We start from the raw sequence: 22,417 nt of genomic DNA on the forward strand, positions 1-22,417 counted from the left end.
AGTTCGGCAGCGGTACAGGCGCGCCGGACGCGCGGCAGCGCCTCCTCGTCCCAGGCGGTGACCCGCAGGTCGCGCCGCCGCGCCGCCTCGTCGCGTTCGGCGTGCCGTCCCTCTCAGTGTGCCCGGCCGTCAGGGAAGCATCACCAGGCCACCTCCAGGGAGGCCATGCCGTACACGATGCTGGACGTGCGGAACTGCGGCGTGTTGTCCGTGGTGCGCAGGCCGGGGAAGCGGCTGAGCAGGGCGGGCAGCGCGGTGCGCAGCTCCATGCGGGCCAGCGGGGCGCCCAGGCAGTGGTGCACGCCGTGGCCGAAGGCGACGTGGCCGGGGGCGCCGCGGGTGAGGTCGAACGTGTCCGCGTCGGGGACGAGGCCCTTGTCCCGGTTCGCGGCGGGCAGGGAGACCAGGACCAGGTCACCCTCCGCGATCGCCTGCCCGCCGATCTCCGTGTCGGCGGTCGCGACCTTGGTGGTGCCCGAGTTGACGATGCTGAGCCAGCGCAGCAGCTCCTCGACGGTGGCGTCGATCCGCTGCGGCTCCTTCCTGAGCAGGTCGAGCTGCTCGGGGTGGCGCAGCAGGGCGAGCGTGCCCAGGGAGAGCATGTTGGAGGTGGTCTCGTGCCCGGCGAACAGCAGCAGCCCGCCGATCCCGACCAGCTCGTCGGTGGTCAGGTCGTCGCCGTGCTCGCGGACGAGCATGCCCAGCAGCTCCTCGCCCGGGTCCTGCTGGATGCGGGCGACCAGCCCCTCCATGTACGCGCGCTGCTGGAACTGGAGCATCATCCGCTCCTCGCCCGGCACGCTCATGTCGAGCATCCTGTTCGTCCGCCGCTGGAAGTCCTCGCGGTCCTCGTACGGCACCCCGAGCAGCTCGCAGATCACCAGCGCCGGGATCGGCAGCGCGAACGACGGCACCAGGTCCACGGGCGACCCGGCGGTCTCCATGGCGTCGAGGTGGTCGTTCACGATGGCCTCGATGCGCGGTTCGAGGCGGCGCATGCGCCGGATGGTGAACTCGGGGGTCAGCATCCGGCGCAGCCGGGTGTGCTCGGGCGGGTCGAGGCCGAGCAGGTTGCCCGCGCGCACCTTGGCGAGCTGCTCCTCCGTCATCGGCGGCGCTCCCGGCAGCCGCGCGATGGTCTGCGGGGCGACCTTGAACCGCTCGGCGTCGCCCAGCACCTCGCGGACGTCCGCGTACCTCGTCACCAGCCAGGCGTCGGCCCCGAATGCCGTCTGTACCCTCTTGACCCGCTCCTCGTCGCGCGCGGCCGCCAACTCCGGCGCTGGATCGAACTCCACCCGCCGCATGTGCAGCGGCATCGTCGAGGTCTCGCTCATGCAGTCCCCTGGATGGTCCCGGTTTTTGGCTTGCACGCTACTGATCGGGACGCCGGGCTCTCTAGGAGCGATCTTCAATCGTTGTGCGGTCGTACCAGAATCAATGCCGCATTGACGCGGGCCGTACGCCGTCAGGAATATACCTCTCATCATTCTGACGAATAGGACGTCCATGGACCTGGTTCCGCGCGTGCCCGACTCCGTACCGGTGCTGGTGGCCGGAGGCGGGCCCGTCGGCCTGGCCACCGCCGTCGAGCTGGCGTACCAGGGCGTCGAATGCCTGGTCGTCGAGCCACGCGAGCAGGTGTCGTGGCTGCGCCCGCGCGCGAAGACCACCTCGGCCCGCTCGATGGAGCTGCTGCGCAGATGGGGGCTGGCACGGACGCTGCGGGATCGGGCGCCGCTGGCGGTGTCGTGGTCGGACCAGGCGGTGTTCGTGGACAGCCTGCTCGGGCGGGAGATCACCAGGATCGGCGGCTGCTTCGGCCTCGACCTGGTCGGCTCCGACCTGGCCGCCGAGTCCGGCCAGCAGGCGCCGCAGCCGCTGGTCGAGGAGGTACTGCGCGAGGCGGTCGGGGACGCGCTGCTGACGGGATGGCGGGTGACGGGCCTGCGCGAGGACCCCGACGGGGTGACGGTCACGATCGCGGCGCAGGACGGCGCGGAGCAGGAGGTACGCGCCCAGTACATGGTCGGCTGCGACGGCCCGCGCAGCGTGACCAGGGAGGCGATCGGCGCCCGGTACGAGGGCCGCCAGGACGCCAGGCCCAACTACAACATCGTCTTCCGCGCCCCGAGGCTGGCCGAGCGCATGCCGCACGGCCCCGCCGTGCACTACTGGGTGCTGAACCCGGAGCAGCCCGGCATGGTCGGCCGCCTGGACCTGAAGGAGACCTGGTGGTGCATCGCGCAGGGGGTGCGCGAGCAGGACGCCGACCCCGTACGGCTGGTGCGGAACCTGGCCGGGGCCGACATCGAGGTGGAGATCCTGGCCACGGACCCGTGGACCGCCCGGATGTTGCTGGCCGACCGCTACGCCAGCGGGCGCGTGTTCCTGGCCGGCGACGCGGCGCACCAGAACCCCCCCTACGGCGGGCACGGGTTCAACACCGGCATCGGGGACGCGGTCAACCTCGGCTGGAAGCTGGCCGCCGTGCTGCGCGGGTGGGCGCCAAAGGCGTTGCTGGGCACGTACGAGCGGGAGCGCCGCCCCATCGCCGCCGACACGATCGAGACCGCCGCCGCGAACATGTCCACCCTCGCCCCGGAGCTGGCCGATCCGGCGCTGATGGGCAATGACGAGGAGTTCGAGCGGGTGCGTCCGGCCGTGGCGGAGGCGGTGCGCAGGACCAAGGACCGGGAGTTCCACAGCCTGGACCTGGTGCTCGGCTACACCTACGCGGGCTCCCCGATCGTCGCGCCCGGCTGCGGCGAGCGCCTGCCGCACCGCTGGCTCGCGCCGGGCGAGTCCCTGTACGACCGGCTCGGCCCCGCGTTCAGCCTGGTCGGCGACCGGAGCGCGCCGGGCGCGGACGTGCTGGTGGCGGAGGCTCGGGAGCTGGGCGTGCCGCTGCACATCGTGGACCTGCCCGGCGAGCCTCTCGCCCTGGTCCGCCCCGACCAGCACGTGGCCTGGCGCGCCGGCCACCCCTCGGGCGCGCTCCGGATGGCCCTCGGCTTCTCCTGACCGGCGGTCTACGCTGTTCGCATGCGCGTAGTGGTGATCGGCGGAAGTGGACATATCGGCACGTACCTCATCCCGAGGCTGGTCGGCGTCGGGCACGAGGTGGTCAACGTCAGCCGGGGGCAGCGCGAGCCCTACAGCCCCCACGGCGCCTGGCAGCAGGTCACCACCGTCACCGCCGACCGCGAGGCCGAAGAGGCCGCGGGCACGTTCGGGCGGCGGATCGCCGGCCTGGACGCCGACGTGGTGATCGACCTGATCTGCTTCACGGAGCAGAGCGCCCGCGCGCTGGCCGACGCGCTCAGCGGCCGGGTGCGCCACTTCCTGCACTGCGGCACGGTCTGGGTGCACGGCCCCAGCGCCCAGGTGCCGACCACCGAGGACGCCAAGCGGGAGCCGTTCGGCGACTACGGCGTCCAGAAGGCGGCCATCGAGGCGTTCCTGCTCGACCGGGCCCAGCGTGACGGGTTCCCGGCCACGATCATCCATCCCGGCCACATCACCGGGCCGGGATGGGTGCCGGTCAACCCGGCGGGCAACGTCGACCCCGGCGTCTTCCAGGCGCTCGCCGAGGGCGCCGAGGTCACGCTGCCCAACCTGGGCATGGAGACCGTCCAGCACGTGCACGCCGACGACGTGGCCCGGCTGTTCATGGACGCCATGGCCGGGCGCTCCGCCGCCGTCGGCGAGAGCTTCCACTCCGTCGCCACCACCGCCCTGACGCTGCGCGGGTACGCCGAGGCGGTGGCGGGCTGGTTCGGCAAGCCGGCGCGGCTGGCGTACCTGCCGTGGGAGCGGTGGCGGGAGACGGTGTCCGAGCACGACGCGCGGGTGACCTACGACCACATCGCGCACAGCCCCCACTGCAGCATGGCCAAGGCCGAGCGGATGCTCGGGCACCGGCCCCGCCACACCTCCCTGGAGGCCATCCGCGAGGCGGTCGAATGGCTGGTGCGAGCGGGCACCATCAAGCCCTAGATCACCCGGTCAGCGGGCCGAACTCCTTGCGGGTGTCGATCACGTCGCCGAACAGCTCCCACCGCTCGCCCTTGAACGTCATGAGCTGCATCGACTCGATCGGGAACCCGTCGCCCTGCGCCGTGTCCATCGTCACCCCCGGCAGCAGCATGTCCACCTGCACCCCCTTGAGGTCGCGCACGGAGTCGCGCAGCCCCTCGCGGGTCGGGCACGCGGCCGCCTCCATGGCCTTGTGGAAACTGCTCGCCACGGCCCAGCCGAACGTGTGGTACGGCACGTTGGGGTCGGCCTGCGGCGCGTACTGCCGCATCTTGTCCTTGTAGAGCCTCATCTCGGCGTCGTCCGCCCACGTCGGGTCGTTGGGGTCCTTGTAGTAGGTGGCCGACACGACACCCTGCACGTTCTGGAACCCGACCGGCTTCAGCACGGTGATCGAGGCGGCGACGTTGTTGACGATGTGCAGCGGGTTCCACTTGGTGTTCTTGGCGTCGGCCGCGAGCGCCTGCGAGCCGAACTTGGGCGTGGTGATGTTGAGGAACACCTCCGCCTCCGACTCGGCCAGGTTCCGCATCTGCGGGTCGACACTGGGGTCGGTCACCTCGTAGCTCTGCTCGGCCACCACCTTGACCTGCGAGCCCTCCAGCGCCCGCTTGAAGCCGCCGAGCAGGTCCTTGCCGAAGTCGTCGTTCTGGTAGAGGACGGCGACCTTGGCCTCGGGCTTGTCCTTCTTCAGGTAGGCCGCGTAGACGCGGGCCTCCGAGATGTAGTTGGGCTGCCAGCCGATGGTCCACGGGTGCGTGGTGTCGGTGCCCCACTTGGAGGCGCCGGTGGCCACGAAGATCTGCGGGACCTTGCGCTGGTTGGCGTAGTCCCAGGTCGCGGAGGTCGAGGGAGTGCCGAGCGTCTGGAACAGGGCGAAGACCTGCTCCTGCTCCACCAGCCTGCGGGCCTCCTCGACGGCCTTGGGCGGCTGATAGCCGTCGTCGCGGACGACGAACTCGACCTTGCGGCCGCCGATGCCGTTCTTCTCGGCGTTGACGTAGTCGAAGTACGCCTTGATGCCCTTGGGGATGTCCCCGTACGCGGAGGCGGGGCCGGACAGCGGATAGATGCCGCCCAGTTTGATGCTCTTGTCGGTGATGCCGGTGGTCTGCTGCCCAGCGCACTGACCCGACGCGGCCGTGCCTCCGGTGTCACCGCCGCCGTCCCGTCCCCCGCAGGCGGCGACGGCGAGCAGGAGCAGCGCCGTGCAGCCGATGGCGGTTACTCGCATACCTCTTACTCCTTCCGGGGAATCTTCTTGACCAGGCGCCCGGCCAGGCCGGCCAGCCCCGTCGGGGCCACGTACATCACCACGATGATCAGCAGGCCAAAGATGACGCCGGGCGCGGCGTCGTTGACGTCCTGCGAGATGCTCGGCACGAACATCACGAACAGGCCGCCCAGCACCGGCCCCGGCAGCGAGCCGAGCCCGCCGACGACCAGGCCGGCCAGCAGGGTGATCGACAGGTTCACGGTGAACGAGTCGGGCGAGACGAAGCCGATCACCCACGTGTAGACGCAGCCGGCCGCGCCGGCGAACATGGCGCTCCAGGCGAACGCGAGCGTCTTGTAGAACGACAGCCGCACGCCCATGACCTCGGCCGCCGTCTCGTTGTCCCTGAGCGCGTGCAGCGCCCGGCCCACGCGCGAGCGCAGCAGGCCGGCGGCCAGCAGGAACGCGGCGACGGCGACGATCAGGGTGAGGAAGTAGAGCCACTGGTCCTCGGCCAGGCCGCTCCAGGCGGGCGGCGCGGGCTTGGCCAGCGTCAGCCCCATGGAGCCGCCGGTCACCTCCTCGAACCGCTTGAGCAGCGGCACCAGGAAGATCGCGATGGCGAGCGTCACGAGCGCCAGGTACAGGCCGCGCAGCCGCATCGCGGGCACGCCGAGCGCCAGCCCCAGCACGAACGCCACCCCGGCCGCCACGGGCAGGGTCAGCGGGTACGGCAGCTCCCAGCGGTCGAGCAGGATGGCCCCCGAGTACGCCCCCACGGCGAAGAACGCGCCGTGCCCGAGCGAGATCTGCCCCGCGTGCCCGACGAGCAGGTTGAGCCCGAGCAGCGCCACCGCGTACACCAGCACCATCGTGAGCTGGAAGACGTGGAAGGGCGCGAGCTGGAAGGGCGCGTAGACGGCGGCGGCCAGCAGCAGGGCGAGCGCGACCCACCTCCATCTGGGGTCGGGCGGGCGCCGCGCGCGTAAGGGGGCCGGCTCGGTGACGACCTTGGTGGCGCTCATGCCCGTTCCACCACCGCTCGGCCGAACAGTCCCTGCGGCCGCAGCAGCAGGACACCGAGAATGATCACCAGCGGCACCCCCACCTTGAGATCGGATCCGATGACGCCGACGTACGCCCCGGCGAGCGTCTCCGCGACGCCCACGATCAGCCCGCCGGCGACCGCCCCGAGCGGGCTGTCGAAGCCGCCGAGCGTGGCCGCCGCGAACGCGTAGATGAGGACGCCGCCCATCATGTTCGGCTCCAGGAAGAGCAGCGGCGCGACCAGCACCCCGGACACCGCGCCCACGGTGGCGGCCAGGCCCCAGCCGAGCGCCAGCGTCCGGCCGACGCGGATGCCGACCAGCCGCGCCGAGGCGGGGTTGGTCGCCACGGCACGCATCCCGAGCCCGATCTTGGTGTGCTGGAAGAGCAGGTAGAGCAGCCCCATGACCACCGCGACCACGCCGAGCACGCCGAGCGTGGAGAAGCTCACGCTGACCCCGGCCGCCTCCAGCGCGCCGCCGGGGAAGGGGTTGGGGAAGTCCTTGATGAGGAACGTCCAGATCCAGCCGGCCGCCGCGTTGACGAAGATGAACAGCCCGACGGTGACGATCACGATGGTGAGCTCGGGAGCGCCCTCGACCGGCCGGATGATCACCCGTTCGATGAGCATGCCGCCGGCGAACGAGACCGCGAGCGTCAGCACCAGGGCCGGCCAGAACGGCAGGCCGGCGGCCACGCACTGCCAGGCGACGTAGGTGGAGAACATGGCCAGCTCGCCCTGGGCGAAGTTGACGATGCCGGTGAACTGGTAGATCAGCACCAGGGCCAGCGCCAGGCTGGCGTAGATGGCGCCCGCGCCGAGCCCCTCGACGACCTGCTGCACGAATCCGGCCATCGCGCTACACCCGGTATCCGAGGTAGGACTGCGCGACCTGCTCGTCGGCCCTGATCTCCGCCGCCGTGCCCGACAGCACGATGCGCCCGGTCTCCAGGACGTGCGCCTGCTGGGCGATGCCGAGGGCGAGATGGGCGTTCTGCTCGACGACGACCACGGTGGTCCGCTCCTCTGCGTTGATGGCCTGGACGATGCGGAACAGCTCCCGGGTGACCAGCGGGGCCAGGCCGAGCGACGGCTCGTCGAGCAGCAGCAGCCGGGGGCGCAGCATGAGGGCGCGGCCGAGGGCCAGCATCTGCTGCTCGCCGCCGCTCAGGCTGCCCGCCGCCTGCTTGAGCCGGGTCTTCAGCACCGGGAAGTAGGTGTAGATGCGGGCGAGGTCCTGCTCGACCTCCGCTCCGCGGCGCCGGACGTACGCGCCGAGGCGCAGGTTCTCCTCGACGGTCAGCGGCATGAACGTGCCCCGGCCCTCGGGCACGTGGGCGACGCCGTGCCTGGCGATCGTGTCGGGCGAGCGGCCGGCCAGCGTGGTGCCGCCGAGCGTGATCGTGCCGCGGGCCCTGACCACGCCGGACAGGGCGCGCAGCAGGGTCGTCTTGCCGGCGCCGTTGGGGCCGAGGATGGCGCAGACCTCGCCCTCGCGGACGGTGAAGCCGACGCCGTACAACACCCGCGCGTCTCCGTAGCCGGCGACCAGGTCGGCCACCACGAGGTCGCTCATGCCGCCGTCCCCAGGTACGCCTCGATCACGGCGGGATCGCGCTGGACGTCCTCGGGCGGGCCTTCGGCGATCTTGCGGCCGAAGTCCAGGCAGACGATGCGCTCGCAGATCCCCATGACGAACCCCATGTGGTGCTCGACCACGATCACGGTCAGGTCGTTCTCGGCGCGGATCGCGCCCAGCGTGCCCGCGAACTCCTCCACCTCGGCCGCGTTCAGCCCGTTCACCGGTTCGTCGAGGAGGAGCAGGCGGGGGCGGCCGATGAGCGCGCGGGCCAGCTCCACCCGCTTCAGGGTGCCGAACGGGAGCCCGGTCGCCGGATGGCCGGCCACCTCCGTCAGGCCCAGCCGCTCCAGGACCGCGTCCGCGTCGGCGCGCAGCTCGCGTTCCTCGCGGCGCACGCCCGGCAGCCGCAGCCCGGCGGACAGGAAGCCGGCGCGGCCCCGGTGATGCGCGCCGACCAGCACGTTGTCGCGTACCGACAGGCGCGGGAACAGGCCCAGGTTCTGGAACGTCCTGGCGATGCCGAGCGGGGCGATGGCGTAGGGGGCCACGGCGGTGAGGTCGCGGCCCTCGTACGCGATCGTGCCCGAGTCGGCGTCGTAGCGGCGGGTCAGGCAGTTGAACAGGGTGGTCTTGCCGGCACCGTTCGGCCCGATGAGTCCCACCATCTCGCCGGCCGCCACCTCGAACCCCACGCCGTCCAGCGCGGTGATGCCGCCGAAGCGAACGGTAAGATCGTGCACCTCCAGCATCCGGCCTCCTGGAGAACAATGTTCTGAAGTTGCGCTCAGCGTAGGAGCCGCTCGTCAGGAGCCGCATTGGGCACGGTGACCCAAGATGTTTCCGGCAAGTTGTCCTCTGAGCACAGGGAGGGTCTCGGACCGGTTACGACCCGTTGACCGCCCGGCGGCGGGCATGGATCATCCCGGCATGTCCACCGGTTCGAGCACCGTGGCAGCCGCCGTCCGCGCGGAACGCACCCGAATCCTGTCCGAGCTGCTGAACGACCTTCCCCAACTGACCGTCGTCGCCGTGTCGACCATGCTGGAGGAGATCCCCGCCTACGCGGCGCAGGACGCGGCCTTCCGCACCGACGTGCGCGACCAGGTGGTCAAGCACTACCGGGCCAAGCTGGGCGTGCTGCTGGAGGAGCGGACGGTCACCTTCGAGGACATCTCCTTCACCCGGCGCGCCGCCATGCGCCGGGCCAGGGCCGGGGTGGCGCTGGCCGACTACATCAACGCCTTCAGGGTCGGGCAGCAGGTGTTCTGGGAGGCCGTGGTCGAGCGGGCCGGGCACACGTACGCCGGGCGCGAGGCGGCGCTGTCGCTGGCCACGCCGCTGATGCGGTACTGCGACTTCGCCAGCACGCACGCGGCGAACGCCTACATGGAGTTCCAGCAGTACGCGGCGGCGGAGGCCGTACGGGAGAGCCGCGACCTGCTGGAGACGCTGCTGGCCGGCAGCCTGCCCACGCGGGGCAGGGAATTGGCCGCGGCGCAGGCGCACGGCCTGGTGCCCGACGCGCGCACGCCGCTGCTGGTGGTGATCGCGGTGCTGGCCGGGCCGCCCGCCCCGGTGCCGAGCGGCCCCGACCAGGGCGCCGACGCGCTGCACGCGGCGTGCGCGGCCATCGCCAGGACCGGCGGGAACGGCGTGCGCACGCTGTCGGTCGTGCGCCAGTCGGAGATCGTGGCCATCCCCGTGCTCGGCCAGAACCAGGGCGCGGAGGAGTTGTGCGACCGGCTGCAGGGGGTGCTGCGCGGCCTGGCCACGGAGGGCATCAGGCTGGCCATGGGCGTCAGCACCGTGGCGACCGGCGCCACGCAGCTCCCGCAGGCGTACCAGGAGGCCAGAGCCGTGCTGGACTTCCTGCCCGAGGAGGGCGGGGTGGCGGCGCTGCCCAGGATCACGCCGTTCCAGTATCTGGCGCTCAAGGCCGACGACACCGCGCGCAACCTGGTGGACGCGCGCATCACCGCGCTGCTGGCGGAGGACCGGGCCCGCGGCGGCGTGCTGACGGCCACGATCAGGGCGTTCGCCGAGGCGGACCTGAACCTGCGGGTGGCGGCCGAGCGGCTGCAGATCCATCCCAACACCGCGCAATACCGGATGCGGCGGATCCAGGAGCGCACCGGGCGTAGCCTGCGCTCGATCAACGATCTGGTCGAACTGCTGGTGGCCATAGCCCTCCAGGACACACTTCCCACCAATACCGGGCGGGAAAGACTGGGCACCGCGACCAATGAGGGGCGCGGGAGAGCGGACGTACCTTCTTTCCATGAACCTCGCTGACCGGCTCCACACCGCCGCCGACCGGCTGGGCGGCAGGGCGGTGCTCACGCTGGACGAGGCGGAGCTGACCTACGGCGCGCTGGAGGAGCTGAGCGCGCGGCTCGCCGGGCTGCTGCGGTGCCGCGGGATCGGCCCCGGCGACCGGGTCGCGATCATGCTGCCGAACGTGCCCGAGTTCGGCGTCGTCTACTACGGGGTGCTGCGGCTCGGGGCCGTGGTGGTGCCGCTGGACCCGCTGCTGCGGCGCCGGGAGATCTCGGCCTACCTGGGCGACTGCGGGGCCAGGCTGCTGATCGCCTGGCACGCGTTCGCGGAGACGGCGGAGGCGGGCTCGGCGGGCACGAAGGCGGACTGCTTCTTCGTGGTGCCGGACGAGTTCCGGCGGCTGCTGCGGGGCGTGGCGGCCGAGCGCGAGATCTCCTCCATGGCGGCGGACGCCACCGCGGTGATCCACTACACCTCGGGCACCACCGGCCGGCCGAAGGGCATCGAGCTGACCCACGCCAACCTGGGCGGCAACGCCGCGACCGTGGCCCGCATGCACGCGCTCGGCGTGGACGACGTGGTGCTGGGCGCGCTGCCGCTCTACCACACCTTCGGCCAGACCTGCTCGCTCAACGCGACCGTGCACGCGGGCGCGCGGCTGACCCTGCTGCGCCGCTTCGAGGCGGGCCGGGCGCTCGAAGTGATCAGGCGCGACGGGGTGACGGTCTTCCAGGGCGTGCCGACCATGTTCATCGCGCTGCTCGACCATCCCGGCGCCTCCGACATGTCGATGCTGCGGGTCTGCGCGTCGGGCGGGGCGGCGCTGCCGCTCGACGTGCTGCGCGCGTACGAGGCCAGGTTCGGCTGCGAGATCATCGAGGGGTACGGGCTCAGCGAGACCTCCCCCGTCGCCGCGACCAACCGGGGCGGCCGGCACCGCAGGCCCGGCTCGATCGGCTGGCCCATCAGGGACGTCGAGATGAAGGTGGTCGACGAGGACGGCCGCGAGCTGCCCGCCGGCGCGATCGGCGAGATCGTGGTGCGCGGCCCCAACGTGATGAAGGGCTACTGGAACGACCCCGAGGCCACGGCCGAGGCCGTGCACGACGGCTGGTTCCACACCGGCGACCTGGGCCGGGTGGACGAGGACGGCTACTTCTTCCTGGTGGACCGCCGCCGCGACGTGATCATCAGGGGCGGATACACGGTCTATCCGCGCGAGGTGGAGGAGGTGCTCTACGAGCATCCGGCGGTGCGGCAGGCTGCGGTGATCGGCGTGCCGCACGCGGAGCTGGGCGAGGAGATCGAGGCCGTGGTGGCCCTGCGCGCGCCGGTGACCCGGGAGGAGCTGCGCGAGTTCGTACGGGAGCGGGTGGCGGCGTACAAGTATCCGCGCCGGGTGTCGTTCGTGGACGAGCTGCCGATGAGCCCGACCGGCAAGATCCTCAAGCGGGCGCTGGCCCGCCCGGCCACCGGCGGACGTTCCGGCTGACCCTCAAGAGCGAGATATCTCACATAGCGGTATAGATCGTCTTATTCCGTAAGATGTGATCTAGAGTGGCCTGCCGTGACACCTTGGGAAATGGTCGCGGTGCTCGTGGCCGCCATCGCGGGCGGCGCCATCAACACCGTCGTCGGGTCGGGATCGCTCATCACGTTCCCCACCCTCCTCGCCGTGGGCCTGCCGCCGATCACCGCCAACGTCTCCAACAACATCGGCCTGGTCCCCGGCGGGCTGAGCGGTGTCATGGGCTACCGGAGCGAGCTCAAGGGCCAGCGCGAGCGGCTGCTCCGGCTCGCCCCCGCCTCCCTGGCCGGCGCGCTGACCGGCGGCCTGCTGCTGCTCAACCTGCCCGAGCGCACGTTCACGGTGGTCGTCACCGTGCTCATCGCGCTGTCGTGCACGCTGGTCATGATCCAGCCCAGGCTCAACCGGCTGCTGGCCGCCCGGCCCCGTCGCGCGCACGGCGGCCCGTGGCTGTGGCTCGGCGCGCTGGCGGCGGGGGCCTACGGCGGCTATTTCGGCGCCGGGCAGGGCATCCTGCTCATCGGCTTCATGGGCATCCTCATCGACGAGGAGCTGCAGCGCATCAACGCGGCCAAGAACGTGCTCGTCGTCGTGGTCAACGGCGCCGCCGCCATCCTGTACGCCCTGGTCGCCGACGTGGACTGGCTCGCGGTGCTGCTGGTGGCCCTGGGCTCGACGGCCGGCGGCTTCCTCGGCGCCCGGCTGGGCCGCCGGCTGCCCGCGCCGGTGCTGCGCGCGACGATCGTGGTCATCGGCGTCGTGGCGATCACCAAGCTGCTCGTCGGCTGAGGCGCGCGCCGGCCGCCCGGCTCCTCAACGGTCGCGGCGTGAGGCGGCCGGTCCTCCTTTGTGATCAGGCGAGGGGGAAAGCGGGTACATCCATGACGGCTCCCAGGCGACCATGGCGACCACACGCACGGACGCCGTCGGGGCCGCCGGTCGTGTCGTGCTCGTCCCTGAGGAGATTCATGCCCAGGCCCGGCAAGAAGCCGCATCCGCTCACACTCGACCCCGTACTGGTCATCGGCACCGCCCTGTCGGTCCTGCTCGGCGTGATCTTCTACGTCCGTGAGGACACCGCGCAGGGCCTGGCCCTCGTCGCCGGGCTGATCGGCGGCGTGATCACGTTACAGGTGCAGACGCTGCTCAAGGAGAAGCGCCGGGTCGACCAGGAGACGAAGGTCGGGCAGCTCGTCTCCACGATCGAGAAGATCTCCTGGCTGCCCGACCTCATGCTCCCCATGTTGCGGGCGGCCAAGCACGTCGAGCGCGAATACGCCGGCACCCCGGCCTTGGACGCCTGCCGGGTCGCGTTCGAGGACTGCCTGCGCACGCTCACCGACCTGGAGCGCGGCCACTTCCGCACCCCCTACGGCGACAACGCGGTCTTCCAGCGCCTGATCGCCCAGACGAAGCGCACGATGTGCGCCACCAGCGTCCCCTCGGTGGACCTCGACTGGTGGATGGAGCCGGTCGGCAGGCAGTACTGGCAGGCCCAGCTCGACGCGCTGGCCAGGGGCGTGACGATCCGGCGGGTGTTCATCTACAAGGAGTGGACGGCCGAGCTGGACTCGCTGGCCCGCGAGCAGCTGGCCGCCGGCGTGAAGGTGCGCAGGGTGCGGGCCGAGCGCCTCCCGCCCGCGCTGCGGGTGATCAGCGGCCTGTGGGACGGCACCTGCGGCCACGAGCTCAGCTACACCGCCGCCGGGGAGGCGGTGTACGACACCTTCACGGTGTCTCCCCCTGATCTCGAACGGCTGATGACGCAGTTCGAGATGATCGAGCGGAGCGCGGTGGAGATCGGCGAGCCGAAACTGCCCGACTCCGTCTCCTGAGGCTTTCACCGGTGAGCACCGCCAGCGCGGCCCAGAGCAGCGCGAACGCCGCCCACCGCGCCGCCGGCATCACCTCACGGAACACCAGCACCCCGAGGAGGAACTGCACGACGGGCTCGATGAACTGCAGCATGCCCACCAGGCTGAGCGGGATCCGCGTGGCCGCCGCGTTGAACAGCAGCATCGGCACCATCATGACGAACCCCGAGCCGACGCCCAGCAGCGTGTTGGCCACCGACACGTGGCCGAACGTGGCCTGGCCGGAGGTCTGGAGCACGATCGTGTAGGCCAGGGCGAAGGGGAACAGCACGGCGGTCTCCACCATGAGCCCCTCGGCCGCGCCGGCGTCGAGCCGCTTCTTGATCAGGCCGTACACGCCGAACGTGGCGGCCAGGCCGAGCGCGATCCAGGGCAGGCCGCCGTACTCGACCGTGAGCAGGGCGACGGAGAGCGCTCCGAGGCCGATCGCCGCCCACTGCCAGGGCCGCAGCCGCTCCCGCAGCACCACGACGCCGAGCGCCACGCTGAACAGCGGGGTGATGAAGTAGCCGAGCGCGGCGTCGACCACGTGGCCGTTGGTCGTGGCCCAGATGAACAGCGCCCAGTTGGCCGAGGTCAGGACGCCGGCCAGGGCGAGCACGGCCAGGTCACGCGGGCGGCGCAGGATCGCCGCCACCTTCCCCGTACGGCCGGTGGCCACCAGCAGCAGCCCGACCGCGACGGGCGACCAGAGCACGCGCAGCGCCAGGATCTCGATCGCCCCCGTGGGCCGCACCAGCGGCCAGTAGAGCGCCGACAGGCCCCAGAGCAGGTAGGCCGTCACTCCGAGCAGGACACCTTGGCGAGCGACGGGCATCCCCTCACTCTTCCCGGTCAGTCCGGCGGGCGAACCTCGCCCGCGCTGCTCTCCCTGACGATCAGCCGGTGGGGCACCACGATCTCGGGCGGTGAGCCCAGCTCGCCGCGGATCGACTCCAGCAGCGTGTCCACCGCCCGGCGGGCGATCTCGCCCTTGTCGGGGGCGACCGTGGTCAGGCTCGGCGTGCTGTACTGGCCCTCTTCGATGTCGTCCAGCCCCACCACCGCCACGTCCTCGGGGATGCGGCGGCCCGCCCTGATCAGCGCCCTGATCGCGCCGAGGGCGAGCAGGTCGTTGTAGCAGAAGACGGCGTCCGGCGGGTCGGGCAGGGCCAGCAGCCGCTCCATGGCCTCGGCGCCCAGCCGCCGGTGGAAGTGCGTGGTGGGCATGATCAGCGCCTCGTCGACCTCCAGGCCGTGCCTGGCGTGGGCCTGCCGGTAGCCGGCGGTGCGGAGCTGGGCGGTCTCGCCGGTCGCGTACGGCTGGTCGCCGATGGCGGCCACCCGGCGGCGGCCGAGCGCGATCAGGTGGTCGGTGGCGTCGCGGGCGGCGGCCACGTTGTCGATGGCCACGTGGGGGAAGCTGCCGTTGAAGATGTGCTCGCCGAGCAGCACGATCGGGACCCGGTTCCCCCGGCCGCGCAACTCCTCGGCGGTGACCGACAGCGGGCTGAGCACCAGACCGTCGAACATGGTGGCCCGCGAGTCGCGCCCGAGCAGCTCGCGCTCCCTGTCGCCGTCTCCGTCGGTCTGGTCGATCATGACCACGTAACCGCGCGTCCTGGCGGCGGTGATCACCTCGCGGGCCAGCTCGGCGAAGTAGGGGACGTCCAGCTCGGGCACCACGAGGGCGATCATCCCGGTGCGTCCCTGTTTGAGGTTGCGGGCGATGAGGTTGGGACGGTAGTCGAGCTCGTCGAGCACCGCCTGCACCCGGGCCCGCAGTTCGTCGGAGACCGGCGCGTACCCGTTCACCACGTTGGACACCGTGCGGATGGAGACGTTCGCCCGTTTGGCGACGTCACGCAGGGTTGGACCGGCCATGCGTCTCCTATACCTCCGACCGTTCGTCTTGGGAAGATCCTAGCTTGCTCTTGCATCGTTGCAGACGAGTATGCATGATGTCTGCATCGTTGCAGAGCCCTCACAACGTCATCTCCCGTCCGGCGAGGAGTCGCACAATGTCCACACATCCTCTTGGCCGTCGTGGTTTTCTCAAGGGCGCCCTCGGCATGGGCGCGCTCGCCGCCACCGGCTCCCTCGCCGCGGCGTGCGCCCCGGGCGGCCCGGCCGCGCAGCCCAGCAAGCTCGCCGCGCCGAGCGCGTCCGCCTCGGCGGCCAAGGGCGAGATCACCATCTGGAACCGGTCCGGCGACCTGTTCAAGGTCTTCGACGCGGCCATCGCCAAGTTCCGCGAGGCGTACCCGAACGTCAAGGTCAACCACCAGGCCGTCGACATCGACGCCAAGCTCGCCAACACCCTCATCAGCGGCACCGACGTGCCCGACGGCAGCTTCTGGGACGACGCCAAGATCGGCGGGCAGGCCGAGCACCTCTTCGACCTGACCGACCTGATCGCGCCGTACAAGGACCAGACCTCGCCGTACAAGCTGTCGGTGAACACCGTGGACGGCAAGATCTTCGGTGTTCCGTGGGACCTCGATCCCGGCCTGCTGTGGTATCGCGAGGACATCCTGGAGAGCGCCGGGGTCGATCCCGCGAGCCTGGCCACGTACGACGACCTCATCGCGGCGGCCAGGACCGTCAAGGAGAAGGACCCGAAGACCCAGCCCATCCACCTGGAGAAGACGCCGTTCCTCAGCCAGCTCTGGCTGGAGATGCTGGCATGTCAGCAGGGCACGAGCCTCACCGACGCGCAGGGCAAGCTGCGCCTCGACTCCGAGGAGTACCGGCGGATCTTCACCTGGATCCAGACGGCGGTCAAGGACGACCTGGTCACCCACGCCCCCTACCTGGAGGCGGCCGACGTCAAGTCCCTCGACGACGGCAGGCAGGTGTTCGTGCCGTGGGCGATCTGGTGGTCGTTCGCGCCGCAGCAACTGCTCAAGGCCACCAAGGGCAAGTGGCGCGCCGCGCCGCTGCCCGCCTGGACGCCCGGCGGCGCGCGCAGCGGCGCGATGGGCGGCAGCAGCTTCGTGATCCCGGCCAAGGCCAAGAACCCCGAGCTGGCCTGGCTGCTGTACGAGTTCCTGTGCTTCAAGGAGCCCGGCTACACCGCCGTGTACGGCCCCAACGACGTCTACCCCGGCGGCCTGTCCACCTCGATCCCCAGCTACACCCCGGCGGCCGACCCGGCCAAGCCGCTGTTCCAGCCCATCGAGGCGCTCGGCGGCCAGGACCTGTGGAAGGTCGCCGTCGAGGCCGGCGCCACCATCCCTGCCGCCACGCCGATCCCGTGGTGGTGGGCCCAGTCGGTGGACTACCTCGGCAACAACATGCAGCGCCTGATGGAAGGCAAGATGTCCCCTGACCAGGTGATCTCGGAGTCGGCCGAGAAGATCCAGCGGAACCTGATCGACCGCTCATGAGGTCAACCCGGCTTTCGCCGTATCTGTTCATCGCCCCGTTCTTCGTGGTCTTCGCCGCGTTCGGGATCTATCCGCTGATCTACGCCCTGCAGCTCAGCTTCATGCGCTGGCGCGGCGCGGGCGCGGCCCGCTGGGTCGGGATCGACAACTACCTCTACCTGCTGACCAGCCCGGACTTCTGGGCCTCGCTCGGCAACAGCGCCGTCATGTGGGTGCTGATCGTGCCGCTGCAGGTCGTGGCCGGGCTGGGCGGCGCGGTGCTGCTGGCCAACGCCAAGCTGCGGCTGCGCGGGTTCTTCCGGGTGGCGTTCATCGCGCCGTTCGTGACCCCGCTGGTGGCCATGGCGCAGGTCTGGATCGTGGTGTTCGACCAGGACTACGGCCTGATCAACTACCTGCTCAACCTGGCAGGGCTGCCCGACGTGGCCTGGCTGACCTCCACGACGTGGTCGAAGCCGACGCTGGCGCTGCTGTTCCTGTGGAAGACCACCGGGTTCGCGATCATCATCCTGCTGGCCGGCCTCCAGGCCGTCCCCGGCGGCGTGTACGAGGCCGCCGCGCTCGACGGCGCCTCCCGCGCCCGCCAGTTCTGGTCGATCACCGTGCCGCTGGTGCGGCGGAGCATGGCCTTCCTGGTGGTCATCCAGACGCTGGCGGTCTTCCAGATGTTCGCCGAGCCGTTCGTGGTCACCCAGGGCGGCCCGTACGGCTCCACCACCACCGCGGGGCTCTACCTCTACGACCACATCACCGCCTCCGACCTGGGCACCGGCGCCGCGAACTCGTTCCTGCTGGTCCTGCTCGTCTTCGGGCTGTCGCTGGTGTCGGTCAGGCTGCTGCGCCCGAAGGACGAGGTGTCATGAACAACACCAGGCCGGGCATCGCGCAGTACGCGGTGCTGGCGCTGCTCGCGATCGTGTTCCTGTATCCGATCTGGTGGGCGCTCAGCTCCTCGTTCAAGCCCGCCGCGGAGATCATCACGAGCCCGCTGTCGATCGGCGAGCTCACCCTGGCCAATTACCGGGCCATGTTCGCCGACGTGCCGATCGGCACCGGGTTCGCGAACACGGCGCTGGTGCTGCTGGTCAAGGGCGCGATGACGATGTTCTTCGCGCCGCTGGCCGGCTACGCGTTCGCCAAGTACGACTTCCCGTTCAAGAACCTGCTCTTCGGCACGGTGCTGCTGACGCTGATGCTGCCGACGCTGGTGCTGATCATCCCCCTGCTGCTGGAGATGAGCGCGCTCGGCTGGGTCAACACCTACCAGGCGCTGATCCTGCCGGGCAGCATCGACGCGTTCAGCATCTTCTGGATGCGGCAGACCATCGCCGCCATCCCGAACGAGCTCATCGACGCCGGGCGGGTGGACGGGGCCGGCGAGTTCGGCATCTTCGCCAAGGTCGTGCTGCCCGTCATCAGGCCGGGCCTGGCGGCACTGGCGGTGCTGACCACCATGAACGTCTACAACGACTTCGTCTGGCCGGTCGTCGCCGTCAACGACACCTCCCATCAGACCCTCCAGGTGGTGCTGTCCACGCTGGCGCAGAACGTCACCGGCAACCGGATCGGCGCCGACTTCGCCACCGTCTGGGGCGAACTGCTGGCCGCGGGGAGCATCGCCATGCTGCCCCTGCTGGTGATCTTCGTCCTGCTGCAGCGCCACTTCATCAACGGCATCCTCGCGGGCAGCGTCAAGGGCTGACCCCGATCATGAAAGAGAGCACTATGTCGCCGCGTGCGGAATACCCCCGGCCCCACTTCGACCGGTCGCACACCTGGTCGAGCCTCAACGGCGACTGGGACTTCCGGGCCGACACCGAGCCGGGCTGGAACCGGACCATCACCGTGCCCTTCGCCTGGGAGACCCCCGCGTCGGGCATCGAGGCCCACTGGCTGCCCGTGGCCTGGTACCGACGCTCGTTCACCGTTCCGGCCGGCTGGGCCGGGCAGCGGATCGTGCTGCACTTCGGCGCCGTGCACCACGAGGCGACCGTCTACGTCAACGACGTCGAGGTGGCCTCGCACCGGGGCGGCTACACCCCGTTCGAGGCCGACGTCACCGACGCGCTCGACGGCACGGGCCCGCAGCAGGTCGTGGTCCGGGTCTCCGCGCCGCTGGACAAGCGCGAGATCGCGCACGGCAAGCAGCGCAGCATCCCGCGCGACGACTTCGACGGCGTCTGCTTCACCCCGTCGTCGGGCATCTGGCAGAGCGTCTGGCTGGAGGCCAGGCCCGCCACCTACCTGTCGGCGCTGCGGCTGCGCCCCTCTTCCGGGCTCGACGCCATCGAGGTCGAGGCCGAGGTCTCGGGCACGGCGCGGGCCGCGCTCGTGCTGCGCCTGCGTGGCACGGACACGAGCGTCGAAATGCCCGTCGAGAACGGCCTGGTCAAGGCCGTGATCCCGGTGGCCGGGCCGCGCCTGTGGTCGCCGGAGGACCCGCACCTTTATCACGTGGACGCCACCCTCACCTCCGCCGACGGCACCGACACCGTCGCCGCCTACACCGGGCTGCGCCGGATCGAGGTGATCGGCGAGGACCTCTATCTCAACGGCGCCCGCCTGTTCGTCCGCGGCGTGCTCGACCAGGGCTACTGGCCGCGCACCGGCATCACCGCGCCCGACGACGCCGCGCTGCGCCGGGACCTCGAACTGGCCGCCGCGGCCGGCTACAACCTGGTGCGCAAGCACCTCAAGCTGGAGGACCCGCGCTTCGTCCACCACGCCGACGTGCTCGGCATGCTCCTGTGGGCCGAGCCGGCCGCGACCGGCCGCTTCTCCGCCGACTCGGTGGCGGCGTTCGAGGAGCAGGTCGCGCCCATGGTCGAGCGGGACGGCAACTCCCCCGCGATCGTCATCTGGGGCCTGTACAACGAGGAGTGGGGCCTGGACTGGGACATTCCCGGCGACCCGGCGAAGCAGGCGGCGGCGGCAGCGGCGTACGACCTGCTCAAGTCGCTCGACGCGAGCCGGCCCGCGGTCGACAACTCCGGCTGGACGCACGTCAGGACCGACCTGCTCGACTGGCATTACTACGACGAGTCCGCCGCCTCCTGGGGCAGGACCGTCGCCGCGCTGCTCAACGGCGAGCAGGACGACTTCCCCGTCGGGCTCGGCCCCGGCTTCGTCGTGCGCAAGAAGCTGGCCGGCACGCCCGAGCAGCCGCTGCGCGGCCTGCCCAACCTCAACAGCGAGTACGGCACCGGCTTCACCTCCGTCGAGCGGGGCTGGCAGTTGCGCTGGCAGACCCAGGAGCTGCGCCGCCACGACCGCGTGGCCGGCTACGTCTACACCGAGATGTACGACATCGAGCACGAGTCGGCCGGGCTCCTGGACTTCGAGCGCCGGGCCAAGGACCTGGGCGGCGTCGCCCCTGCCGACGTGAACGCCACGACCACGCTCGTGCTCGACGTCGTCCCCGTGGCGCCCGGGCGTGACCTGCTCAGCGAGTCGGGCGAGGTGAGCGTGCCGGTCCGGGTCTCGCACCACGGGAGCGAGCCGGTCAACGGGCACCTGCGCACCGCCTGGACCCCGGTACTCGGTGCCGCCCCCGGCACCTTCACCCCCTCGGATGAGGCGGACCCGTGGATCGAGGCGAAGCCGTTCCTGCTCAGCGGTCCCGCCGAGGTCCGCGCCACGCTGCCGGAGGGCTGGAGCAGCGGCCGGCTGCACGTCGCGCTCGTCAGCGACGGCACGATCGTGGCCCGCTCGGCCGTGGACGTGGACACCTTCACCGGCCGCGTCATCGGCGACCAGCACTGACCCGATCAGTCCCGCTCAATCCCCCCCGAGAAAGAGGAGAGCAATCAGTGCGCTGCACACCCCCCACGCGGATCCTGTCCGCCTTGGCCCTGACCGCCGCCTGTCTCGTCGGACTGACGGGCCCCATGGCCGGCACCGCCTCCGCGGCCCCCGCCGGCCAGGTGCTCTACTCCCCGAACCTGTCCACGTTCCCCCAGGGCGACGCCGGCTACCCGAGGGCGATCAGGCTGGACCATGACGGCTCGCCGAACGAGACCATGCTGGCCACCTACGCCCGCCGGGGGCACAACGCGCGCGCGTCGTTCCCGATCCACCGCAGCACCGACGGCGGGCGTACGTGGTCGGCGAACCCCATCTCCACCATCACCTCGAACACGCCGGGCTGGGACCTCGGCGCTCCCGTCCTGTACGAGGTGCCGCGCACCGCGAACGGCCTCAACCAGGGCGACCTGCTGGCCTCCGGCACGGCCTGGGCCGAGGGGAACTTCACCGCCCAGAAGGTCGAGGTGTTCAAGAGCACCGACCACGGCGTGACGTGGACGTACCTGTCCAACTGCACCCAGACCAGCGGCCAGCCCAACAGCATCGGGCACGGCATCTGGGAGCCGTGGTTCCTGCTGGCCCCGAACAACACCCTCGCGTGCTTCATCTCGGACGAGCGGCCCGCGAACACCCCCACGAACAACCAGGTCATCGGCCACTACACCTCCACCAACGGCGGGCAGTCGTGGAGCGCCACGATGACGCAGGACGTCGTCTTCCCTTCCGACAACCTGGCCAGGCCCGGCATGTCGATCGTGACGGCGCTGCCGAACGGCACGTTCCTGATGGCGTACGAGCTGTGCAGGGACGCCACCAACGCCGACCACGCCTGCGAGGTCTACACCAAGACCAGCTCCAACGGCCTGAGCTGGGGCTCGGGGGCGGGCACACTCGTGCGCACGTCCGACCAGCGTGAGCTGCTCCACACCCCGTACGTCGCCTGGCTGCCCGGCGGCGGCGCCAACGGCACGCTGCTGCTGTCGGGACAGCGCGTCGTGGCCGGCCCGACCGGCAACAAGACCGTGCTCGGCGAGTCGGGCCAGGTCCTGTTCGCCAACACCGACCTGGGCGTCGGCGCCTGGACCGAGATCGAGGCGCCGGTGAACATCTCGCCCACCGGCGGTTACGCCCCCGGCGTGCCGTCCTGCCCCGGTTACAGCTCCCCCATCGTGCCCTCCGCGAACGGCACCGACTTCCTGTACCTGGCCGCCACCCACCTCACCGGCAACCAGTGCCAGGTCAGGTACGGCATCGGTACGCTGCCCGGCCGGGCGGGTCAGATCACCGGCCCGGCCGGCGCCGGCAAGTGCCTGGACGTGGACACCAACACGAACACCAACGGCAACGCCGCCCAGCTCTGGGACTGCGGCGTCGCCACCGGCCAGCGCTGGTCCAGGCACCCCGACGGCACCCTGCGCGCGTTCGGCAAGTGCCTGGACATCGACGCCAACGGCACCGCCAACTTCACCAAGGTGCAGCTCTGGGAGTGCAACGCCAACGGCGGCCAGAGGTGGGTGCCCCAGGCCAACGGCTCGCTGCTGAACCCGCAGTCGGGCCGCTGCCTCGATGCGCCTGGCGGCGCCACGGCCAACGGCACCAAGCTGCAGATCTACGACTGCAACGGCCTCGACCCGCAGAAGTGGAACCTGCCCGCCTGATCTCTTGGAGGACCCTCACCCTCG

General features: G+C 71.0%; 19 protein-coding genes. 11 read left to right on the forward strand and 8 right to left on the reverse strand.

Annotation, left to right across the window (positions count from 1 at the left end; translation table 11 throughout):
- Nucleotides 1-140 precede the first annotated feature (140 nt).
- Nucleotides 141-1,337 carry a cytochrome P450 gene (locus ABFX54_RS24775; RefSeq protein WP_346108473.1) on the reverse strand — a complete coding sequence of 399 codons (1,197 nt, stop codon included), beginning with the start codon at nt 1,335-1,337 and terminating at the stop codon, nt 141-143.
- Nucleotides 1,338-1,509: 172 nt separating this feature from the next.
- On the opposite strand from ABFX54_RS24775, the gene ABFX54_RS24780 reads away from it, so the two are divergent.
- Nucleotides 1,510-3,024, forward strand: a complete 1,515-nt coding sequence (locus ABFX54_RS24780) for an FAD-dependent monooxygenase (RefSeq protein ID WP_346108475.1) — start codon at nt 1,510-1,512, stop codon at nt 3,022-3,024.
- Nucleotides 3,025-3,045: 21 nt separating this feature from the next.
- On the forward strand, nt 3,046-3,999 hold the full coding sequence (locus ABFX54_RS24785; RefSeq protein WP_346108477.1) for an NAD-dependent epimerase/dehydratase family protein: 954 nt from the start codon (nt 3,046-3,048) through the stop codon (nt 3,997-3,999).
- 1 nt (nt 4,000) lies between these two features.
- Here ABFX54_RS24785 and ABFX54_RS24790 read toward each other — a convergent pair whose 3' ends face one another.
- The 5 genes from ABFX54_RS24790 to ABFX54_RS24810 are packed head-to-tail and all read right to left on the reverse strand — an operon-like array spanning nt 4,001 to nt 8,633.
- Entirely contained in the window at nt 4,001-5,272 is a 1,272-nt protein-coding gene (locus ABFX54_RS24790) for an ABC transporter substrate-binding protein (protein WP_346108478.1), read from the reverse strand.
- A 5-nt stretch (nt 5,273-5,277) separates the two neighbouring features.
- Nucleotides 5,278-6,279, reverse strand: a complete 1,002-nt coding sequence (locus tag ABFX54_RS24795; RefSeq protein WP_346108480.1) for a branched-chain amino acid ABC transporter permease — start codon at nt 6,277-6,279, stop codon at nt 5,278-5,280.
- Nucleotides 6,276-7,157: a branched-chain amino acid ABC transporter permease gene (locus tag ABFX54_RS24800; RefSeq protein WP_346108481.1), complete on the reverse strand. Its 882-nt coding sequence runs from the start codon at nt 7,155-7,157 to the stop codon at nt 6,276-6,278. The genes ABFX54_RS24795 and ABFX54_RS24800 overlap by 4 nt, the downstream gene beginning before the upstream one ends.
- A gap of 4 nt (nt 7,158-7,161) precedes the next feature.
- Nucleotides 7,162-7,878: an ABC transporter ATP-binding protein gene (locus ABFX54_RS24805; protein ID WP_346108483.1), complete on the reverse strand. Its 717-nt coding sequence runs from the start codon at nt 7,876-7,878 to the stop codon at nt 7,162-7,164.
- Nucleotides 7,875-8,633 carry an ABC transporter ATP-binding protein gene (locus ABFX54_RS24810; RefSeq protein ID WP_346108485.1) on the reverse strand — a complete coding sequence of 253 codons (759 nt, stop codon included), beginning with the start codon at nt 8,631-8,633 and terminating at the stop codon, nt 7,875-7,877. The genes ABFX54_RS24805 and ABFX54_RS24810 overlap by 4 nt, the downstream gene beginning before the upstream one ends.
- Nucleotides 8,634-8,811: 178 nt before the next feature.
- On the opposite strand from ABFX54_RS24810, the gene ABFX54_RS24815 reads away from it, so the two are divergent.
- From ABFX54_RS24815 to ABFX54_RS24830, 4 genes are all read left to right on the forward strand, one after another.
- Complete coding sequence (locus ABFX54_RS24815; protein WP_346108487.1) at nt 8,812-10,176, forward strand: PucR family transcriptional regulator; 1,365 nt, start codon at nt 8,812-8,814, stop codon at nt 10,174-10,176.
- A complete protein-coding gene (locus ABFX54_RS24820) occupies nt 10,163-11,653 on the forward strand; it encodes a long-chain-fatty-acid--CoA ligase (protein WP_346108488.1) in 1,491 nt (496 codons plus the stop codon). Before ABFX54_RS24815 ends, ABFX54_RS24820 begins: the two co-directional genes overlap by 14 nt.
- Nucleotides 11,654-11,728: 75 nt before the next feature.
- Complete coding sequence (locus ABFX54_RS24825; RefSeq protein ID WP_346108490.1) at nt 11,729-12,478, forward strand: sulfite exporter TauE/SafE family protein; 750 nt, start codon at nt 11,729-11,731, stop codon at nt 12,476-12,478.
- A 179-nt stretch (nt 12,479-12,657) separates the two neighbouring features.
- Entirely contained in the window at nt 12,658-13,524 is an 867-nt protein-coding gene (locus ABFX54_RS24830; protein ID WP_346108491.1) for a hypothetical protein, read from the forward strand.
- Here the strand turns inward: ABFX54_RS24830 and rarD are convergent.
- Nucleotides 13,418-14,380 carry an EamA family transporter RarD gene (gene rarD, locus ABFX54_RS24835; protein WP_346108493.1) on the reverse strand — a complete coding sequence of 321 codons (963 nt, stop codon included), beginning with the start codon at nt 14,378-14,380 and terminating at the stop codon, nt 13,418-13,420. The two genes, ABFX54_RS24830 and rarD, sit on opposite strands and share 107 nt — an antisense overlap.
- Before the next feature lie 17 nt (nt 14,381-14,397).
- The gene (locus ABFX54_RS24840) at nt 14,398-15,426 is read right to left on the reverse strand and encodes a LacI family DNA-binding transcriptional regulator (RefSeq protein ID WP_346108494.1); all 1,029 of its coding nucleotides are present in this window, start codon (nt 15,424-15,426) and stop codon (nt 14,398-14,400) included.
- Nucleotides 15,427-15,563: 137 nt separating this feature from the next.
- On the opposite strand from ABFX54_RS24840, the gene ABFX54_RS24845 reads away from it, so the two are divergent.
- From ABFX54_RS24845 to ABFX54_RS24865, 5 genes are read left to right on the forward strand one after another with little or no spacing between them, the layout of a single operon-like run.
- Nucleotides 15,564-16,931, forward strand: coding sequence for an ABC transporter substrate-binding protein (locus ABFX54_RS24845; protein ID WP_346108496.1), 1,368 nt, complete (start codon nt 15,564-15,566; stop codon nt 16,929-16,931).
- Nucleotides 16,928-17,794, forward strand: a complete 867-nt coding sequence (locus ABFX54_RS24850; protein ID WP_346108497.1) for a carbohydrate ABC transporter permease — start codon at nt 16,928-16,930, stop codon at nt 17,792-17,794. Before ABFX54_RS24845 ends, ABFX54_RS24850 begins: the two co-directional genes overlap by 4 nt.
- Entirely contained in the window at nt 17,791-18,633 is an 843-nt protein-coding gene (locus ABFX54_RS24855) for a carbohydrate ABC transporter permease (protein ID WP_346108499.1), read from the forward strand. The genes ABFX54_RS24850 and ABFX54_RS24855 overlap by 4 nt, the downstream gene beginning before the upstream one ends.
- A 23-nt stretch (nt 18,634-18,656) precedes the next feature.
- On the forward strand, nt 18,657-20,693 hold the full coding sequence (locus ABFX54_RS24860) for a glycoside hydrolase family 2 protein (protein WP_346108501.1): 2,037 nt from the start codon (nt 18,657-18,659) through the stop codon (nt 20,691-20,693).
- A gap of 47 nt (nt 20,694-20,740) precedes the next feature.
- Nucleotides 20,741-22,393 (forward strand): ricin-type beta-trefoil lectin domain protein, encoded by a 1,653-nt coding sequence (locus tag ABFX54_RS24865; protein WP_346108503.1) that lies wholly within the window; start codon nt 20,741-20,743, stop codon nt 22,391-22,393.
- Nucleotides 22,394-22,417 lie beyond the last annotated feature (24 nt).

The organism is Nonomuraea maheshkhaliensis (assembly GCF_039529435.1).
GTDB lineage: Bacteria > Actinomycetota > Actinomycetes > Streptosporangiales > Streptosporangiaceae > Nonomuraea > Nonomuraea maheshkhaliensis.

What these genes read in the sequence shown, in the direction of transcription:
- ABFX54_RS24775 (WP_346108473.1), bottom strand. Translation starts at nt 1,337, where the DNA reads ATGAGCGAGACCTCGACGATGCCGCTGCACATGCGGCGGGTGGAGTTC.
- ABFX54_RS24780 (WP_346108475.1), top strand. Translation starts at nt 1,510, where the DNA reads ATGGACCTGGTTCCGCGCGTGCCCGACTCCGTACCGGTGCTGGTGGCC.
- ABFX54_RS24785 (WP_346108477.1), top strand. Translation starts at nt 3,046, where the DNA reads ATGCGCGTAGTGGTGATCGGCGGAAGTGGACATATCGGCACGTACCTC.
- ABFX54_RS24790 (WP_346108478.1), bottom strand. Translation starts at nt 5,272, where the DNA reads ATGCGAGTAACCGCCATCGGCTGCACGGCGCTGCTCCTGCTCGCCGTC.
- ABFX54_RS24795 (WP_346108480.1), bottom strand. Translation starts at nt 6,279, where the DNA reads ATGAGCGCCACCAAGGTCGTCACCGAGCCGGCCCCCTTACGCGCGCGG.
- ABFX54_RS24800 (WP_346108481.1), bottom strand. Translation starts at nt 7,157, where the DNA reads ATGGCCGGATTCGTGCAGCAGGTCGTCGAGGGGCTCGGCGCGGGCGCC.
- ABFX54_RS24805 (WP_346108483.1), bottom strand. Translation starts at nt 7,878, where the DNA reads ATGAGCGACCTCGTGGTGGCCGACCTGGTCGCCGGCTACGGAGACGCG.
- ABFX54_RS24810 (WP_346108485.1), bottom strand. Translation starts at nt 8,633, where the DNA reads ATGCTGGAGGTGCACGATCTTACCGTTCGCTTCGGCGGCATCACCGCG.
- ABFX54_RS24815 (WP_346108487.1), top strand. Translation starts at nt 8,812, where the DNA reads ATGTCCACCGGTTCGAGCACCGTGGCAGCCGCCGTCCGCGCGGAACGC.
- ABFX54_RS24820 (WP_346108488.1), top strand. Translation starts at nt 10,163, where the DNA reads ATGAACCTCGCTGACCGGCTCCACACCGCCGCCGACCGGCTGGGCGGC.
- ABFX54_RS24830 (WP_346108491.1), top strand. Translation starts at nt 12,658, where the DNA reads ATGCCCAGGCCCGGCAAGAAGCCGCATCCGCTCACACTCGACCCCGTA.
- rarD (WP_346108493.1), bottom strand. Translation starts at nt 14,380, where the DNA reads ATGCCCGTCGCTCGCCAAGGTGTCCTGCTCGGAGTGACGGCCTACCTG.
- ABFX54_RS24840 (WP_346108494.1), bottom strand. Translation starts at nt 15,426, where the DNA reads ATGGCCGGTCCAACCCTGCGTGACGTCGCCAAACGGGCGAACGTCTCC.
- ABFX54_RS24845 (WP_346108496.1), top strand. Translation starts at nt 15,564, where the DNA reads ATGTCCACACATCCTCTTGGCCGTCGTGGTTTTCTCAAGGGCGCCCTC.
- ABFX54_RS24850 (WP_346108497.1), top strand. Translation starts at nt 16,928, where the DNA reads ATGAGGTCAACCCGGCTTTCGCCGTATCTGTTCATCGCCCCGTTCTTC.
- ABFX54_RS24855 (WP_346108499.1), top strand. Translation starts at nt 17,791, where the DNA reads ATGAACAACACCAGGCCGGGCATCGCGCAGTACGCGGTGCTGGCGCTG.
- ABFX54_RS24860 (WP_346108501.1), top strand. Translation starts at nt 18,657, where the DNA reads ATGTCGCCGCGTGCGGAATACCCCCGGCCCCACTTCGACCGGTCGCAC.